General features: G+C 63.0%; 14 protein-coding genes and 2 pseudogenes. 8 read left to right on the forward strand and 8 right to left on the reverse strand.

Annotated elements, in window-relative coordinates; genetic code table 11:
* Window positions 1-60: 60 nt before the first annotated feature.
* The 3 genes and pseudogenes from MHEC_RS06405 (at window position 61) to MHEC_RS24800 (ending at window position 2,428) form a co-directional block, all read left to right on the forward strand.
* Window positions 61-900, forward strand: coding sequence for an esterase/lipase family protein (locus MHEC_RS06405; RefSeq protein ID WP_048893362.1), 840 nt, complete (start codon window positions 61-63; stop codon window positions 898-900).
* Between the two features lie 38 nt (window positions 901-938).
* A pseudogene (locus MHEC_RS06410) lies at window positions 939-1,966 on the forward strand (AMP-binding protein); the annotation flags it as partial.
* A 45-nt stretch (window positions 1,967-2,011) separates the two neighbouring features.
* Window positions 2,012-2,428 carry a class I adenylate-forming enzyme family protein gene (locus MHEC_RS24800; protein ID WP_330849089.1) on the forward strand — a complete coding sequence of 139 codons (417 nt, stop codon included), beginning with the start codon at window positions 2,012-2,014 and terminating at the stop codon, window positions 2,426-2,428.
* A gap of 152 nt (window positions 2,429-2,580) precedes the next feature.
* Here MHEC_RS24800 and MHEC_RS06415 read toward each other — a convergent pair.
* A pseudogene (locus MHEC_RS06415) lies at window positions 2,581-3,546 on the reverse strand (Acg family FMN-binding oxidoreductase).
* Window positions 3,547-3,847: 301 nt separating this feature from the next.
* Between MHEC_RS06415 and MHEC_RS06420 the strand changes: the two are divergent.
* Both MHEC_RS06420 and MHEC_RS24690 read left to right on the forward strand, forming a co-directional pair.
* Window positions 3,848-4,699 carry a universal stress protein gene (locus MHEC_RS06420; RefSeq protein ID WP_160315075.1) on the forward strand — a complete coding sequence of 284 codons (852 nt, stop codon included), beginning with the start codon at window positions 3,848-3,850 and terminating at the stop codon, window positions 4,697-4,699.
* 41 nt (window positions 4,700-4,740) lie between these two features.
* Window positions 4,741-4,872, forward strand: a complete 132-nt coding sequence (locus MHEC_RS24690) for a hypothetical protein (protein ID WP_264016449.1) — start codon at window positions 4,741-4,743, stop codon at window positions 4,870-4,872.
* Window positions 4,873-4,904: 32 nt separating this feature from the next.
* On the opposite strand, the gene MHEC_RS06425 is transcribed toward MHEC_RS24690, so the two are convergent.
* The 6 genes from MHEC_RS06425 to MHEC_RS06450 form a co-directional block, all read right to left on the reverse strand.
* Window positions 4,905-5,678: an ExeA family protein gene (locus MHEC_RS06425; protein WP_235434982.1), complete on the reverse strand. Its 774-nt coding sequence runs from the start codon at window positions 5,676-5,678 to the stop codon at window positions 4,905-4,907.
* Window positions 5,679-5,716: 38 nt separating this feature from the next.
* On the reverse strand, window positions 5,717-7,177 hold the full coding sequence (locus MHEC_RS06430; protein WP_099869216.1) for a DDE-type integrase/transposase/recombinase: 1,461 nt from the start codon (window positions 7,175-7,177) through the stop codon (window positions 5,717-5,719).
* Between the two features lie 118 nt (window positions 7,178-7,295).
* Entirely contained in the window at window positions 7,296-7,889 is a 594-nt protein-coding gene (locus tag MHEC_RS06435) for a helix-turn-helix domain-containing protein (RefSeq protein WP_201399454.1), read from the reverse strand.
* Window positions 7,890-8,449: 560 nt separating this feature from the next.
* Entirely contained in the window at window positions 8,450-9,796 is a 1,347-nt protein-coding gene (locus MHEC_RS06440; RefSeq protein ID WP_048893389.1) for a nicotinate phosphoribosyltransferase, read from the reverse strand.
* A 10-nt stretch (window positions 9,797-9,806) separates the two neighbouring features.
* Window positions 9,807-10,733 (reverse strand): universal stress protein, encoded by a 927-nt coding sequence (locus tag MHEC_RS06445; RefSeq protein WP_048893388.1) that lies wholly within the window; start codon window positions 10,731-10,733, stop codon window positions 9,807-9,809.
* 48 nt (window positions 10,734-10,781) lie between these two features.
* Window positions 10,782-11,528, reverse strand: coding sequence for a hypothetical protein (locus MHEC_RS06450; protein ID WP_048893387.1), 747 nt, complete (start codon window positions 11,526-11,528; stop codon window positions 10,782-10,784).
* 216 nt (window positions 11,529-11,744) lie between these two features.
* On the opposite strand from MHEC_RS06450, the gene MHEC_RS06455 reads away from it, so the two are divergent.
* From MHEC_RS06455 to ppsA, 3 genes are read left to right on the forward strand one after another with little or no spacing between them, the layout of a single operon-like run.
* Window positions 11,745-12,578, forward strand: a complete 834-nt coding sequence (locus MHEC_RS06455; RefSeq protein WP_172442155.1) for a slipin family protein — start codon at window positions 11,745-11,747, stop codon at window positions 12,576-12,578.
* A 39-nt stretch (window positions 12,579-12,617) separates the two neighbouring features.
* Window positions 12,618-13,508 (forward strand): hypothetical protein, encoded by an 891-nt coding sequence (locus MHEC_RS06460; RefSeq protein WP_142358668.1) that lies wholly within the window; start codon window positions 12,618-12,620, stop codon window positions 13,506-13,508.
* Between the two features lie 19 nt (window positions 13,509-13,527).
* Window positions 13,528-15,924 (forward strand): phosphoenolpyruvate synthase, encoded by a 2,397-nt coding sequence (ppsA, locus tag MHEC_RS06465; protein WP_048893385.1) that lies wholly within the window; start codon window positions 13,528-13,530, stop codon window positions 15,922-15,924.
* Here the strand turns inward: ppsA and MHEC_RS06470 are convergent.
* On the reverse strand, window positions 15,921-16,289 hold the full coding sequence (locus tag MHEC_RS06470; RefSeq protein WP_048893384.1) for a SpoIIAA family protein: 369 nt from the start codon (window positions 16,287-16,289) through the stop codon (window positions 15,921-15,923). The genes ppsA and MHEC_RS06470 overlap by 4 nt on opposite strands.
* Between the last annotated feature and the right edge of the window lie 68 nt (window positions 16,290-16,357).

Consider the following 16,357-nt stretch of genomic DNA (forward strand, 5'->3'; position numbering starts at 1 on the left):
CGACTTTCATCTGGGCGAACCTGCCGCGCCGGACCCGGCGTCGATGGCAGGCTGGCGGTTATGTCCGAGCCGTTATTTGAACCCGTCGAGCATCCACCGCGGCGCGGCGCCCCGCCCTGGCCGTTGTCGCTGACCGACCCCGCGCGCGCTGCGCTGGAGTTCGGGCTGCTGGTCGGGGCACTGCCGCTGCGGCGAGCGGTACCGACCGGGGACGGGCACCCGGTCCTGGTGCTGCCCGGCCTGCTGGCCGGCGATGGCTCCACCCTGGTGCTACGGCGCATCCTGAGGCGCCTCGGCTATCGGGTGCATGGTTGGCGGTTGGGTCGCAACATCGGCCCGACGGCCGAAGCGGTTGCCGGCATGGGGGAGCGCCTGCAAGACTTGCACGCTCGGTACCGCGCTCCGGTTAGCGTGATCGGGTGGAGCCTCGGCGGCATTTATGCACGGGCTATGGGCCGCCGCCGTCCGGAGGCGATACGCCAGGTGATCACGCTGGGCACCCCGTTTCGCTTGGCTGACCACAACCAGACCCGCGCCAGCGCAGCGTTCAACCGCTTTTCCCACCTGCATATCGAGCGGGGCCGAGTGCCGTTGGAGCTGGAAACCGAGCCCCTGCCGGTGCCGTCGACGTCGATCTACTCCAAATGTGACGGTGTGGTGGCCTGGCAGGCCTGTCTGGATATGCCGTCGCCGCGTGCCGAAAACATTGCGGTGATCGGCAGCCACTTTGGCTACGGCCACAACCCCGCGGTGATCTGGGCCGTCGCCGACCGGCTAGCCCAGCCTCGCGCCAAGTGGACGCCGTTCCGGTCGCCTGCGGTGCTGCGGCCACTGTTTCCGCAGCCGGATACGCCAGCCGAGTCGCCCTCACCGGCCGATTCACGAATCCGTCTCGCCTAGCCGTCGAGGAGCAATTGGTGAGCTTTAACCTCGCGGTCATGCTCCGCGAATCCCGCAACGCACATCCAGACAAGCCGCTTTGCCACATCGCCGAGCAGACATTCAGCTACGCCCAGGTCGACGACATCTCTGGTCGGATCGCCACCAGTCTGCGCAACCTCGGTGTGGGCCGCGGCGACAAGGTCGCGGTCCAATTGCCCAACCTGCCGCACTTTCTGTTCGCCTACTTCGCGATTCTCAAGGCCGGTGCGGTCATGGTGCCGCTCAATCCGCTGCTGCGTGCTCCGGAAGTCAGTTACCACCTGCGCGATTCCGACTCTCGTCTGCTGATCACCTTCGAGACATTGGCCGAAGAAGCGGTGAAAGGCGCCGACGGGCTGACCACCTTTGTGGTGAGTTTGCCCGGTAACGACCAACACCCTGAGGGTACAAAGCATTTCGACGAGCTGTACTTCGCCGAGGACGCCAAAGACATCGAGCCGACCAACGCCGACGACACGGCCGTCATCATCTACACGTCGGGCACGACCGGTAACCCAAGGGTGCCGAGCTGACACACTTCCAGCTCTTCATGAACTGCACCGTCGCCGGTGAACTGTTCGATTTTCGCGACGACGACGTCGGCATGGCGGTGCTGCCGATGTTTCACGTGTTCGGTCTGTCGAGCGTGCTCAACGTAACGGTGCGGTTCGGCGGCACACTGGTGCTGGTGCCGCGCTTCGACGCCCAGGCCGTGATCGAGCAGCTTGCCCGGCACCGCTGTACGATCTTTTCCGGTGTCCCTACAATGTATTTCGCGTTGCTGCAGGCCGATGCCGACGGCCGGGACCTCTCCGCGCTGCGGGTCGGAATATCCGGGGGCGCCGCGATTCCCGGGGAAGTAATCCGCGCATTCGAAGAGAAGTTCCCTGGCGTAGTCATTCTCGAGGGCTACGGGCTCTCCGAAACCGCCTCCACCACAACGTTTAACATCAGTGCCGAGCAGCGCAAGGTGCTCTCGATCGGCAAGCCGATCTGGGGCGTTGAAGTGCGCGTGGTCGACGAGAACGACGACGAATTGCCGCCCGGACCCGACAACGTCGGCGAGATCGTGATCCGTGAGCACAACGTGATGAAGGGCTATTACAAGAAGCCCGAAGCAACCGCTGAGGCGTTCCGTCACGGCTGGTTTCACACCGGCGATCTCGCGTACCGCGACGAGGACGGATACCTCTTCATCGTCGACCGCAAAAAGGATCTCGTCATCCGTGGCGGTTATAACGTCTATCCGCGTGAAATCGAGGAAGTGCTTTTCGACCACCCCGGTGTTGGCGCGGCGGCGGTGATCGGCAAGCCGGACGAAAAGCTCGGCCAGGAGGTGTTGGCGTTTGTGGTGCCCAAGGACGGTGTCACACTGATGCCCGACGAGGTGATCGCCTACTGCAAGCAGCGTTTGGCCGCCTACAAGTACCCCCGTGAGGTCCGCATCATCGACGAGTTGCCGATGGGCCCTACCGGAAAAGTGCTCAAAAAGGAGTTGCGGCTGTAGGATGTCGCCGAGGTAGCTAAATCTGTGAGTAGGTCCGCAGAGGGGTGCCCGGCCCACGAGCCTTGAATCCGATTACGCGACAGGGATTGGCCGCTCACTGGTTGGCACAGCGCTGCATTGTGCGCCCGCAAAGACCGCTGCGGTTGGTTAGCTCATTCGACGACGGAGGATAGTCTGCGTCGTGGCGTTGCTGGCAGCGGATCGGCATTTGCCGGTGCCCAACCGACTCGCAGCAGCATCTGCGGATAGCCACCGGTACCGAACACCTCCGAATGGATGGCGTCGCGTGTCTCGCTGATCTCCAACGGTTCGGTAATCGCACAACTGGCCATCCCCATCGTTGTCGCGGATAGCAGTACGATGCTCATCGCCTCACCAGCGCGTAACCAGGCCAGTTGATCGTCAGCTTTGGTGCCAAGCGCAAGTATCACGGCATTCTCGTCACCGGGCGGGGACGACGGCTCAGCCAGAGCAGGGCCAGCGAACACGCGCCCGGGAATCCGTGCGGTTGGGTCAGGTGGCGGCGTGTTCCGTGCCGGGACACCAGCGCGTGAGCCGTACCGCCCGCTCCACCTGGTTAACTGGGCTAAGTAGGCAAAATTGATGGCATGGCTTGAAAATGCCTTGACTAAAATATCTTTCAATTTCCTTAACTAGGTAACTCGCTGTAGCGTCACCCCGAGTCGCGCCGCACGTGCTTCCATCAAGCCGATATCAGCAGCGGATGCCGGCCGAAAACTATAGTGGCGCCGGTCGGTTCGTCGCCGGGGTATGGCTTCTGCCAACATCATGTTGACGCGGTCGGGGGTGTGCGCATGGACCGTGATCGTGGCAAGGTAATCGGGATCGGCCGGATCCGGCAAACGGGTTATCCTGGCCCGCCAGCCCATCGCCGCTAATGCGATAGCGCCATGATTCAGTGTTGCGCCACAACTTAATACCAGCTAGCGACCCTCCGGGTCAGTGCTCTGCAGCCGCATCGCGGTATCGGCATACAGATCCAAGCTCGTAGCGTCTGCGCGCCACTTCCACGGTTGGGTGTTGTAGACAGACGGTGCCTGCGTCGCAAGGGTGAGGGCTGTCCGGATGACTTCAGTGTCAGGAAATGTCGGGCTCATGCTGCTACACTTTGCACTCTACGATTGTCGCTATTTCCACAGTTGGCACTGCGGACTGGCCACGCCAGAGCACTAAGTCCTTAGTTTGGTGCCGCTTTCGGGTCGGCATGAGAGCATCCCATGCAGCGCACGCTGGTTCCGAGTCTTCCGAAATCGGGACTTTTGGCCCTGCTGTACTACGTTTCGCTCAAGGGAAACTAAAACCTTATGGGCATATGTGTCCGTTTAACGCAGGCGGCAAGCTCGATAATGCCGTGCATAGAATATTCGACTTTGAATCGCTAAGGCCATGGAGAACAACGTGGTTGACGGTCACATTGCAAAGTCAGTGGTGGTGGGAATCGATGGCTCCCGTGCAGCAGTGGCGGCGGCGCAGTGGGGTGCCGACGAGGCCGTTGGCCACGCTGTCCCCTTACGGTTGGTCCACGTGATCGACCGTAACCGTGGTTTCACACCCGATGTCGTCAAAGCTCAATCCCTAGTGGCCGCAGCTGCCCTGCAAGATGCGCGCGCTGCTGTGGAAGCAACTCACACGCCGGTCAAGGTCGAACTGGAAAGTATCCATGGCGATCCGGGGACGGTTTTGCTCCAGGCCTCACGGTCAGCGGTACTGCTGTGTGTCGGCTCACCGAAAGCGGCACCACACGGACCGAGCGACTCGCTGGCCGCGAACATGGCCGCCTCGGCGCACTGCTCGGTGGCCATCGTTCCCGCCACCCAGTATTCGGACCCGAAGCGCGCTGGTTGTCGCATAGCCGCGTTGGTCAACTTCTCAACCGCCGATCAGGACGTGCTCCAGGAGGCGATGGAAGAAGCGCAGCTGCGTGCGTTTCCCCTTTGCGTGGTAAGGACGTCGCAGTGTCCTTCCTCTGACCTCGTCGGTGACCGCCAAGGCATCGAGCGTAGCCACGCGGCTGCAGCGGTCGAGGAGTCGCTAGTCAACTGGCGCCGATACTATCCGGGCATCGAGATAAACATCGTGCACACAGACCAGTTCCTGCGGTATGTAACAATGCACCAACAGTCAATTCGATCGGTAGTTCTGGGCGCCGAGTACCACAATGAAGTCGCGCAATTGATCGAACTGACCAGGTCGCGAGCACTGCGCGATGCGGACTTTTCGGTGTATGTCGTCCGCAGCCAGCACCTATGAAAGCGCAGACTAGAACTTCTTAGGTCACGATGGTTACACCAATGTTGCGCGTCGCTGAAGATGACGATGAGGGCGTCATCGATGTTGACGACGATCCGATGATGAGAACGGCCCCGCTCGGTGTGGTGAGCGGGGCCGTGGTGGGCGTGGTGACGGAGTGCTGGTCGGGTTGATGCGGTGCTGGTCGTGTTGACGTGAATCAGGTTCAGTCCGCGGCGGTTTCGCTGATCGCGATGCGAGCGGCCTTTTCGTCGACGATGGCGTGATCGGCGGCGAACGCGGCGGTCAGCGCGTGCAGGGCCAGGTTGTTGACCGCGCGGGGGTGACCGCGGGAGGCGTTGTGGATCAGCCCGATGGCGTCCTCGGAGAAGAGGGTGTCGGAGCGTCCGGCGATTTTGCAGTGATGGCGGATGTAGTCGGCGGTGTCGGCGCCGTTCATCCCGGCGATGGTGTAGCGGACTGCGATGCGCTGATCTAACGCGGCGAGCACCCCGAGCCGGAGCCGGTGGCGCAGGCTGGGTTGGCCGATGAGCACGACGGCGAACGGGGATCCACTGTCCATCTCGTGGTTGGTCAAGAGCCGGATCGCTTCGAGCTGGTGGTTATCGAGTAGGTGGGCCTCATCGACGACCAGCACGGGATTGCGGCCCCGTTCGGCGTGTTCGGTGGCCAGCGCCTCGGCGGCTTGGGGGGCCAGGGCTGATTTGTGATAGGCGGGGGTGTGCCCGAGCGCGGCCACGATGTGGGTGAGCATGCCGCGCACCCCGATGGTGGGGTTGGCCAGGTAGATGAACACGTGCCGAGACGGATCCAGGTTGGCGGTGGCCGCCCGCACGGCCACGGTCTTGCCCGCGCCGACCTCGCCGGTGATCACTCCGATCGCACGCTGGTCCACACACCAGGTGATGCGGGCGACCGCCTCACCGTGGCCGCTATGGCGGTGCAGCATGGCTGGCGCCAGGTCACGTCCGAACGGCATCCGGGTGAATCCCCAATGTGATTGCAGCCGTTGGATACTCACGCCGACACCTCACCATCGTGATCGGCGTCGCCGCTGGGTGCAAGGTCGTCGAGGGATAGCTGGCCGGCAATCTCGCTGTCCTGGCCGTAGAGGGCGTGATAGCCGATGCGTTCGTCGCGGCGTAGCTGCTCGTGGTGAGCGGCGGCGGTCAGCGCCAAATAGTCGATCCCCGTCGCTGCCGGCGGCTCGAGCTCGGGTGTTTCCGGTTTGGCCTTGGGGTGGGTGTGGCGAGAGATGCTGTGCGGCAGGGCTTTGCCGAAACTCTTGTCGCGGTAGCGGACTTCGACGGTTTCCAGGTCGAATGGGGAGAACACCAGCTCCACCTTGCGCCCAACCAGGGCCGCGTCGACCTGGTAGGTGTTAGCGTGCAGCGACACGGTGGCGGTCTTGGTCACCACGCGGTATTCGGACCACAAAAACGCCTCGGTCAAATCATCGGCGGTCGGCATGGCCGGGGTCCGCCCGAGCCGGTCCCAGCCGGCCTCCCACCGATCCAGCGGGCTTTGCCCGGTCTCGGTATGGGTGCGGCGGTGATATTCGGTTTCCACCCAGGCGACGAACAGCCGGTTAAGCTCCAACAACGCGGTGGCGTGATCGACCCCGGCGGCAGCGAGGTCTTCGGTGCTGGTGTCAGTCACCTCCACCAGGAATTGTTCGCGTACGGTGCGAAAGAATCGTTCGATCTTGCCCCGACCTTGAGGCCGACCTGGTTGGGAATGAACAAGGCGCACCCCGAGTTTCGCACATGCCCGCAACAACCAGGCGTCACAAAACGCCGAGCCGTTATCGACATAGACCGAGCCAGGCACCCCGTGGGCAGCCAGTGCGGGGCGCAACGCTGCGGCCAAGCGCACGGTGTCTTCGGCGAAGCCAAACCGGTAGCCGGCCAACAACCGAGAGTGATCGTCGATGAAGGCGAAAAGGTAGGTCTTGCGGTCGCCAACCCGCGGGCCGTGCAGAGCATCGCCGCACCACAGCTCATTGGGGTCGGCGGCCTCGAACCGGCCGAACACCCCGGGTAGCTCGCCGGTGGCCGGGCCCATCAACTCCAGCCGGTGAAAATGGCGTAGCAAGGTGGACTCCGAGGGCGCCCACCCGGTCGCGGTGCGCAGGATCCGAGCCACCTGCGTGGCGGTGCGGGTCGGATTCTCCCGCTTGAGCGACGCGGCCAGCTCCAGCACCTGCGCGTCGGTACGCGCGGCCAGCCGGCGCGGCGCGGGCACCAGCGCCTCGAACCCGCCGGACCGGTAGCGGCGGATCCAACGGTCCAGCGTCTCCCGCGAGATCCGCACCTGATTGCCGAATGGGTCGCTATGGGTACCGGCGGCGATCTGGCGCACCAGCTTGCCGCGCTGCTTGGTCGATAACCCCGCATCTAGGGCCGGACAGATCAGCTGATAGCGGAACAACCCGATTGCTTGGGCTCGCTCGCGGCGCTTGTGCTCCTCCAACGACATCTTCTCGGTTTTCCTCTCCAATCGAAGGCCCTGCCCGAAACCGTTGCCGCGCAGGTGCCTTGGTGAGGATCACCGATCACGCCGCTTACGCGTCAGGGGCGATTCGTGTTGCGCAGCCTCAGCGCCGCGGTGGCGACCAGCGCGGTGCCAGCAGCCGACCACCACTGGCCGCGACCGCTACCCGATCTGGCGTCACCGCGCCCAGCAACCCACCCGCACCGAAGCGGAACCGGATCGCCACGGTCGCGGTCGCCACCGCGGCCAACGCATCCCGCCACGCACAACCCGTCCCATCCGGGATCACCACGTCCACCCCGGCGGCCACCGCGACACCGATAAACCACGACCGGACCACCTCCAGCCGCTGCGCCGCCCGGCGCAGCCAACCCCGCACCGTCGCCGCCGGCACCCCCACATCCGCGGCGATCCGGCGATGCCCCAACCCCTGAGCACGAGCTATCAACGCGGCCCAAATCCGTTCCGCTGCATACGCTCTACGCAACAACACAGTCACCGGCAACAACACGTGGGTCACCATGCACACTCGGCATCTCGCCCGCCGCGGCCGCACCACATCACGCAGTCCCTCGATCTGACGGGCCCGGGCATACCCCCAGCCACCCAGCACCCCGTCCCCGCATGCCGGACACGCGATCTCCCCAGCCGCCAACCGGGACTCGACGCGGACAACATCAGCCTCTACCGTCACCATCGGTGCCTCCGAGCACTACAGCGCGGCACCCCGCAAGCCGACCAAGACTTCAGCGGGGTGCCGCGCACCCATCAGTTCCTCGTCACACTGACGGTGCACACGAACAAGATCAACCCCGCCGCCACACCGACCGTCACATCGGCAGACTCAATGAAGAATGGCCACCCCGTGGTCGCCATCCAAAGAGACGGTCAACACACCAACAGACACGTGCTCACGTGTGGCATATTCTGCCGGCAAGTCGTCGGCCCGCACCGCAAAAGCAAGATCCTCAGCCAAGGGGCTGTGTGCGGCTCCTTCCGCTAATCACGCAGAAACCGTGGCCGCGATCTCCTGGCCAGGCACCCGGGCGACGTGCTCGGTGTGCAATTGGTCTGTCAACTCATATATCGTCGTTGCCGACACCTGCTGCCGGGACCGATGGTGCGTCCCCCGCTGGTCCGCGGTTACGTGTACCGCTCAATCCGTCCTGGCTTCTCAAGCCTTACGCCGTTGATCCGATCATCGTCACTGGCCGGCCAGTAGGGCAACGAGTTCCGCAGATGGCCAAACGCCCAGGCTTAGCGTCGGCCGACGCGGAGCTGTTCTAGCCCGTGCCTGACTCGTGCGCTGATGTCCACGGGATAGGAATACTCAACATTGTCAAGCGTGCGAAGCTCATGCGGCAGAGCGTTGATCTGCTGCCGCGCCCAGCTTCGTGCTGTCTGCAAGCTGGCATTGTATTGGGGGAGGCGCTGGCCATTTTTCATCACGGGCACCAGCAGCGGCTCGCCCTCGAGTGGCTCGTCGGGCTTGCAGACGGTGTCGCCGGCAAAAACTCCGTGATCCGTCCTGCGGATAACCTGCTTGCGTCCCGGGTAGATCACCTTGCCGCTGGAGAACTTGGTGCGCCCGATGCCGTCGTATTCCACTAGTTTGTAAGCCATGTCGAGCGAGGGCGCATCTTGCGAGACAACGACCTTGGTCCCCACCGCGAAGCCATCGATGGGGCAGCCGTCGTCCAGCAGCGCCGCCACACCGTACTCGTCGAGACCTGACGACGCGACAATCTCAATGTGGTTCAAACCAGCTGCGTCAAGCCTTGCGCGGGCCGCCATTGCCAGTGCGCCAAGATCTCCCGAATCCAGCCGGACCGCGCGCACGTCGAAGCGATCCCCTAAACGCCCGGCCAGCTCGATGACGTGATCGAGCCCTTCCAGGGTATCGTAGGTATCGATGAGCAATGTCGTGCCGGGATAGAGGCGCGCGAACGCGTCGAACGCATCGAGCTCCTTGCCGAACGCCTGGATGAAGCTGTGGGCCATCGTGCCGAACGCTGGGATGCCGTAGTGTCTGGCGGCAAGCAAATTCGACGTGCCGGCGCTGCCCGCAAGATAACTGGCTCGCGCCACCTTGACCGCCGCATCAGTGCCATGTGCGCGTCGTGCTCCAAAATCCACCACCATCCGCCCGCGGGCAGCGTCAACGACACGCACGGCCTTGCTCGCGCTGACGCTCTGCAGGTGGATTTGGTTCACCACAAATGTTTCAACTAGCTGAGCCTCCAAAATTGGTGCTATCACTTGCACAATCGGCTCGTTTGGAAATACTACCGTTCCTTCCGGCACCGCCCACACGTCGCCGGTGAAGCGCAGCGCTGAAAGTCGTTGGAGGAAGGCGTCACTAAACAGGCCCAATTCGCGCAAGTACTCCAAATCTTCGGGCTGGAATCGAAAGCCCTCCAAGAAGTCCAAGACATCCGAAAGGCCAGCGGCCATAACGTAAGAGCGGGTCTTCGGCAGCTTGCGGAAGAAGGTTTCGAAAACGGCAGTGCCCGACATGCGTTGAGCTAGATAGGCTTGCGCCATCGTGATCTCGTAAAGATCGGCGAACAGAGGACTGACATATTGGGCCGCTATCCCGCCCATTGATGCGTGCTCATCCCGTGCCACGTAAGGGCTCCAATCTGCGTGGGCGTGCCACGATCACGGGTGAGCGGGCCGCATGTACCACCGCCGTGCTGACCGATCCCAGCAGCATGCTTTGAAAATCACCTCTACCGCGATTACCGACGACCACTAACTGGGACGACTCGCTTGCCTCGAGCAGGTGACGAGCTGGATTATCCGGCACAATCCGCCGGTGCACACTGACGTCGGGGTAGCGCTCCTGCCAGCCGGCAAGGCGCTCGGCAAACACTTCCACCGCGCATGCTTGCTGTCTCGACCATTCCACGGTGCCGATGGGGAACTCGTCCGCATCGCTCCAGGCGTGCAGCGCGACCAACTCCACGCCTCGCCAGGATGCCTCGTCGAAAGCGATGGCAGTGGCCAACTCTGAGGTCGGCGACCCGTCAATGCCGACGACAACCGGCAGTTTCGATAGCTGCGGCGTAAAAAGAGCATCGCCATGGATTACGGCGATGGGGCAGTGGGCGTGGTGGACCAATCCGGTGCTGACCGATCCGAGCAGAACGCGGTCCAGCATACTCTGCCCACGGCATCCCACCACCACCAATTGCGCCTGTTTGGACAGGTTGACAAGGGTCAGGACGGGTGGCCCGACCAAGACCTTGCCATCGACTCGGGGCCGGGCTGCGGCTGGGGGGCTGCCCTCTAACACGTTTACGGCATCGGCGATGATCTTTTGGCCCACCGCTTTCTCGTGGGGGTTCGGCTCGGCTGCAGGCGGGGCTGGTTTGCCGGGCAACGCGGGTCCCCGAGCTTGGGCGAAGATGACATGGACAAGGGTGAGGGGAATATTGCGCATTGCCGCCTCACCTGCGGCCCATTGTGCGGCCGTCCGTGACGGCGAGGAACCATCAACGCCGACTACTACACCCGAATAACTTACTTTACTGTACATTTCCCTGTTCTAGATTATTTTGCCCGGTTCATAGTTTGCGGGCGTTAATCATTGCGCCTCTGTGTGTTTAAGATTCCTGTATCGCGTATTGCGGCGAAGGCTTGCCTGCTGGCACCGCTTTTCGGATAGTCGAGTGAGATGCGAGTTCGCCTGGATATGTTCCCTGAACGTCTGTTCAGCACGATGCCGAATGCTGCGCAGCATCTTCTGTTCCATGACGAAATGCACCACGTCAAAGACAAAATGCCCGACCTCGCCACCACTGCTTCGAGCCACCAGCCGGGTTCGTCCATTGGTGCGTTCGAGGTAAAAGGCCCACGCACCCCGCGCCTTGCCACCTCGCCGCACCCGGGCGAAGTCTTCTTCCGACAGCAGCACCAGATGCGAGTTCGGCTTGAGGGCAACCACGTTCAGGCACGCGATGTCGCCGTACCGACGCGCAAGCCATATCGGGTCGCCGATCTGCGCATGCTGCCACTCGGGATGCACCGTTTGCGCGTTATGGATACGGGCACCGACGGCACGTTCTAGCCATGAATAGCTGTAAAAGCCGCCACGGCCCTCACCTATCTGCACCAGCCACTTCCACACCATCTCAGCCGGTGCATCGATGGTCACCGCTCGTGTTGTTCTCGGCACGGCCGCGCCAACAAGCTCATCTCCCGGTAGGGCTGCCGATACTTCGTCCGGGTCGGCTCCCCAGGTGTACATCCACGGTCTGACTCGGACCAGATATTGGACGGTCATCCAGACCGCTGCCATCAAGCCCGCAATGCATGGCCGTTGCTTTCCCACGGAGGGAACGCTAAAACCCAGCCACAAGTGCGCTCCAGAGGCGAAGGTCACCAAGCATCGGGCAGAAGGTCAGTCAGGTCGTCCGGGGTATTGCCCCGACGTTGTCGAGGAAGGGTCTTTCGGCCGAGTAAGCCGGGACTTCTGGCCGCTGTTTGACGGTGCCCGAAATACTTAGTGTTATCGGCGCAAAGGTGGATAGTCGGATTGAGGTGCGCCGTGAGCCAAGGCATCGCAGTGTTAGTTACTGCTGCAGCGGCGGTGGTCACGTTGCTCGCATCGATTCGGCTGGTATGGCAGTACCAGCGCGGTGTGCACTTCCGCCTCGGCCGGGTGATCGGGGTCCGCGAACCCGGGCTGCGGTTGATCATCCCGGTCATCGACCGGCTGTGGAAGGTCTCGATGCGTATCGTCACCATGCCAATTCAGTCGCAGGGCATCATCACCCGCGACAATGTCAGCGTGGACATCGCTGCAGTTGCCTACTTCCGCGTCATCGACGCCCGTAAAGCGGTTGTCGTCATCGAAAACGTCAACGCCGCCATCAATCAGATCGCACAAACCACGCTGCGCAATGTCGTCGGGCAACATTCCCTTGACGAAGTGCTGGCCCAGACCGAGAAGATCAACGCCAGCATCCGACAAATCCTCGACACCACCACCGTGGAGTGGGGTGTGGAGGTCACCCTGGTCGAGCTGAAAGACATTAAGCTTCCCGACAGCATGAAGCGGGCAATGGCCCGCGAAGCCGAAGCCGAACGTGAGAAGCGAGCCAAAATCATTGCCGCCGAAGGTGAGGCACGTGCCGCCGCGGCGCTCGGCGACGCATCCGACACCATGATGCAGCATCCGCTGGCCTTACAACTGCGAAACTTGCAGACCCTACTCGAACTCGGGGTAGAGAAAAACACCACAGTCGTCTTTCCCGCACCATTGATGAGCGCGATCGGCGAACTCACCGGGTTCCTAGCCCGCGAGTCCACCGCCTCGAAGTCCACCCAGCGCAATGGCCTACCCGACGAGGCACGTGCCCATGCTTCGACGCCGCACTGACCGCCTGATCGCGCGTACCCGCTTGCCGCGGAAGGCGAGATGCCGACGATGAGGGCCGACGCGATGCCACGAGGCGATGCAGACGCATGGCCGGATCGGCTCGACCGAGCCGCTATCACCCGCTACGTGCTGGGGCGACGCACGTCCGCCGGGGGTTATTGCTTCTACCGCACTCCGCAATGGTCCGTCGAGGAGCCGAACGCTCCCGACACGCTGGCCGCGCTGCAGTCGCTCAAGCTGCTCAACACCCACATCCCAGAGCCCCGGCAGACCGCTGACTGGCTGCGCGTTCTTCAGGACGAGAGCGGCACATACCCCAGCTTGACCATCGGCTGGGCCGCGCTTCGCGCGCTTAAGGTGCTCGGGGGCGAGCCTAAATACTCGCCGGATCAATGGCTGCGGTCCCGGCTTGAAAATTTCTGCGATTGCGATGGGGCGCGAGACTGGCGCGCCGCGATCATCGAGGCTGTGCATCTTTGCGAGCTAATGCATCTGCGCTACAGCGCAATTCGTGGATCCGAGCGGGACTGTATCGCTGCGCTGCTGGATGACGCACGAAGTACCGATGGAGGATGGGCAGCTCCCGGTTCGGACTTGGAGACGACGGCGATGGGCATGCATCTGACTCAGCTAGTCAACCCGCACTGGAACCCCGATTCGCTGCTCGCCGTTTTCCTGGGTGACTGCGAAGATGAGCACCTCGGCCTGCGGCTGGCGCCCGGCGCGGGTTCCACCTCGGTCGGGGCGCTGTGGGGCGGGCTCGCGGTGGCCCACGTCATCGGCCGGCGGCTGCGCTACCCCGGTGCTGTGGACATCAGCTCGTCCTGCTTCAGCGCCCGGACGGCGGGCTGGGTGCGCGCCACCGCGCACTCTCGGGATTGCGGTCGACCTGGCTTGGGCTACAAGCCATTCTCCTGCTCAGCGGGCTAAGAGAGGAGTAAGCATCGACATGGCCAAATACGTGCGTTTCTTCGAGGAGTTTGGGATCGAGGACGTTCCGCTGGTCGGCGGGAAAAACGCATCGCTCGGCGAGATGTACCGCAAGCTCTCGGGGGAAGGGGTCTTGGTACCGAACGGTTTCGCCATCACCGCCGACGCCTACTGGCGGATGCTCGAGGCGGCCGAGGCCTTGCAGCCGCTGCATGCAGCACTCGACGGCCTCGATCCCAGCGACGTCGTCGATTTGGCACGCCGCGGCAAGCAGGCCCGCGAAATCGTATACGGCGCTGGGCTACCCGACGATGTCGCCGACGAGGTGCTCGCCGGCTACCGGCGGCTACAGAAGCAGTACGGCGACGATGTGAGCCTGGCGGTGCGCAGCTCGGCGACGGCCGAGGACCTGCCGACTGCGAGCTTCGCCGGCCAGCAGGACACCTTTCTGAACATCCATGGCGAGCAGACCTTGCTCGACGCCTGCCGGCGATGCTTCGCGAGCCTGTTCACCGACCGGGCGATCCACTACCGCGTCGACCAGGGTTTCGACCACTTCAAGGTCGCGTTGTCGATCGGTGTGATGAAGATGGTGCGCTCCGATCTCGCGTCGTCGGGCGTCATGTTCTCCCTGGACACCGAGTCCGGATTTCGCGATGTCGTGTTGATCACCGGCGCGTACGGCCTAGGGGAGAACGTTGTGCAGGGCGCGGTTGATCCGGACGAATTCTATGTCCATAAGCCCACTTTCGTCGCGGGCCACCGTGCCGTGCTGCGGCGGATTCTCGGCGACAAGGCGGTCAAGATGGTCTTCGTCGAGGGCTCGGCTAAGCAGACCACCCGTAACATCCCGACGCCCAGACCGGCCCGCGAGCACTTCTGCCTCAGCGACGAGGATGTCTTGGAGTTGGCCGACTACGCGATCAAGATCGAACGGCACTACGGCCAGCCGATGGACATGGAGTGGGCGAAAGACGGCATCGACGGGCGGCTCTACACCGTGCAGGCCCGACCCGAGACCGTCGCTTCCCAACGCGCGGTGACCACGGTGGAGAGCTATGTGCTCAAAGGCCCCGGTGAGGTGATTGTTGAGGGCCGTTCAGTGGGTGAGAAGATTGCCTCAGGAACGGCCCGCACAATCGAAAGCCTGACTCACCTTACCGAATTCAGGCCCGGCGAAGTGCTGGTTGCCGATACCACCACCCCGGACTGGGAGCCGGTGATGAAGACTGCGGCCGCGATCATCACCAACCGGGGTGGGCGCACTTGCCATGCTGCGATCATCGCCCGCGAGCTCGGGGTGCCCGCAGTGGTGGGTACCGGTAACGCGACCGTGCGGGTGGCCGGCGGCCAGACAGTCACGGTGTCCTGCGCGGAGGGCGACACCGGGCGCGTTTATGCTGGAGAGGTTCCATTTTCCGTCGAGCAGACCGAGGTCGCCGCGTTGCCGCGGCCGGCCACCGAGATCATGATCAACCTCGGCAATCCGGACCTGGCGTTCAAGACCTCGTTTCTGCCTAACGACGGCGTGGGACTGGCTCGCATGGAGTTCATTATCAGCGAGTCGATCAAGGGCCATCCGCTTGCGCTGCTGCATCCCGACAGGGTCACCGACCCCGAGGCGCGTGTCCAGTTGGCACGACTGACCCGCGGATACCCTGACGGAGCTAGTTTTTTCGTTCAACGGCTCTCCGAAGGAATCGGCACCATCGCCGCGGCGTTTTGGCCCAAGCCCGTTGTGGTGCGGATGAGTGACTTCAAGACCAACGAGTACGCCAGCCTCATCGGCGGTGCAGCCTTCGAGCCCAAGGAGAACAACCCGATGCTCGGCTTCCGCGGAGCCTCCCGCTACGCCCATCCCGCCTACGCTGAGGGGTTTGCGCTCGAGTGCCAGGCCATGAAGCGGGTGCGCGAGGAGATGGGGCTGACCAATGTCGTCCTCATGCTGCCGTTCGTGCGTCGCGTTGCCGAAGCCCAGCAGGTGCTCGACCGGATGGCCGAACTCGGGCTGCGGCGAGACGAGAACGGCCTGAAGATCTACGCGATGTGCGAGATACCCAACAACGTCCTGCTGATCAATGAATTCTCCAAACACTTCGATGGCTTCTCCATCGGTTCCAACGATCTGACCCAGCTCACTCTGGGGGTCGATCGCGACAGTGAGATCGTCGCGTTCGACTTCGACGAGCGCGACGAGGGTGTCAAGGAGATGATCCGGCTGGCGGTGGACGGCTGTCGCCGCAACGGCATGCACTCAGGGCTGTGTGGACAGGCGCCGTCCGACTACCCGGACATGGCCGAATTCCTCGTCGAGATCGGCATCGACTCGATAAGCCTCAACCCTGACACTGTGCTCAAGACAACCAAGCGGGTGTTGCAACTCGAGCAGCGACTCGGGCGCGCCTCACGCACTTAACTTGCGGCCCACTCCTTGGCGCGCTCAAGTTCATCAAGCGGGAACACGGCGAGCTCGCCGGGCACTATCCACGCTAGTGCATGCAGGAGGTGACTGACCCATTCCTTGTCGGATACCACGGCGATGCGCTTAAAGGCCGAATGGTGCGGCAAGACCGTGCCCAAGCCCAGCTTGAGATCTTCGGCCAGGCCGCCAGGTCCAAAACCCTCGTAATCGGAGGCGATGACTTCCACGATCCTGACCTCGCCGGTTTGCAGTAACTTCTCCAAAGCCGGCTTGAACTGGCGCAGTTCGTCGCCGCACAGCTGGCCTGAGACACGAATTCCGGCTACACCTTCCGGCATGTCGGACAGTCCCTCAATCATCGAATTCTCCCGTCTGCAACGGATCTATTGCCTTGAAATTGCCTCCCCAAATGTCGGCGCATTCCCGA

The organism is Mycobacterium heckeshornense, assembly GCF_016592155.1.
Classification (GTDB): Bacteria; Actinomycetota; Actinomycetes; order Mycobacteriales; family Mycobacteriaceae; genus Mycobacterium; species Mycobacterium heckeshornense.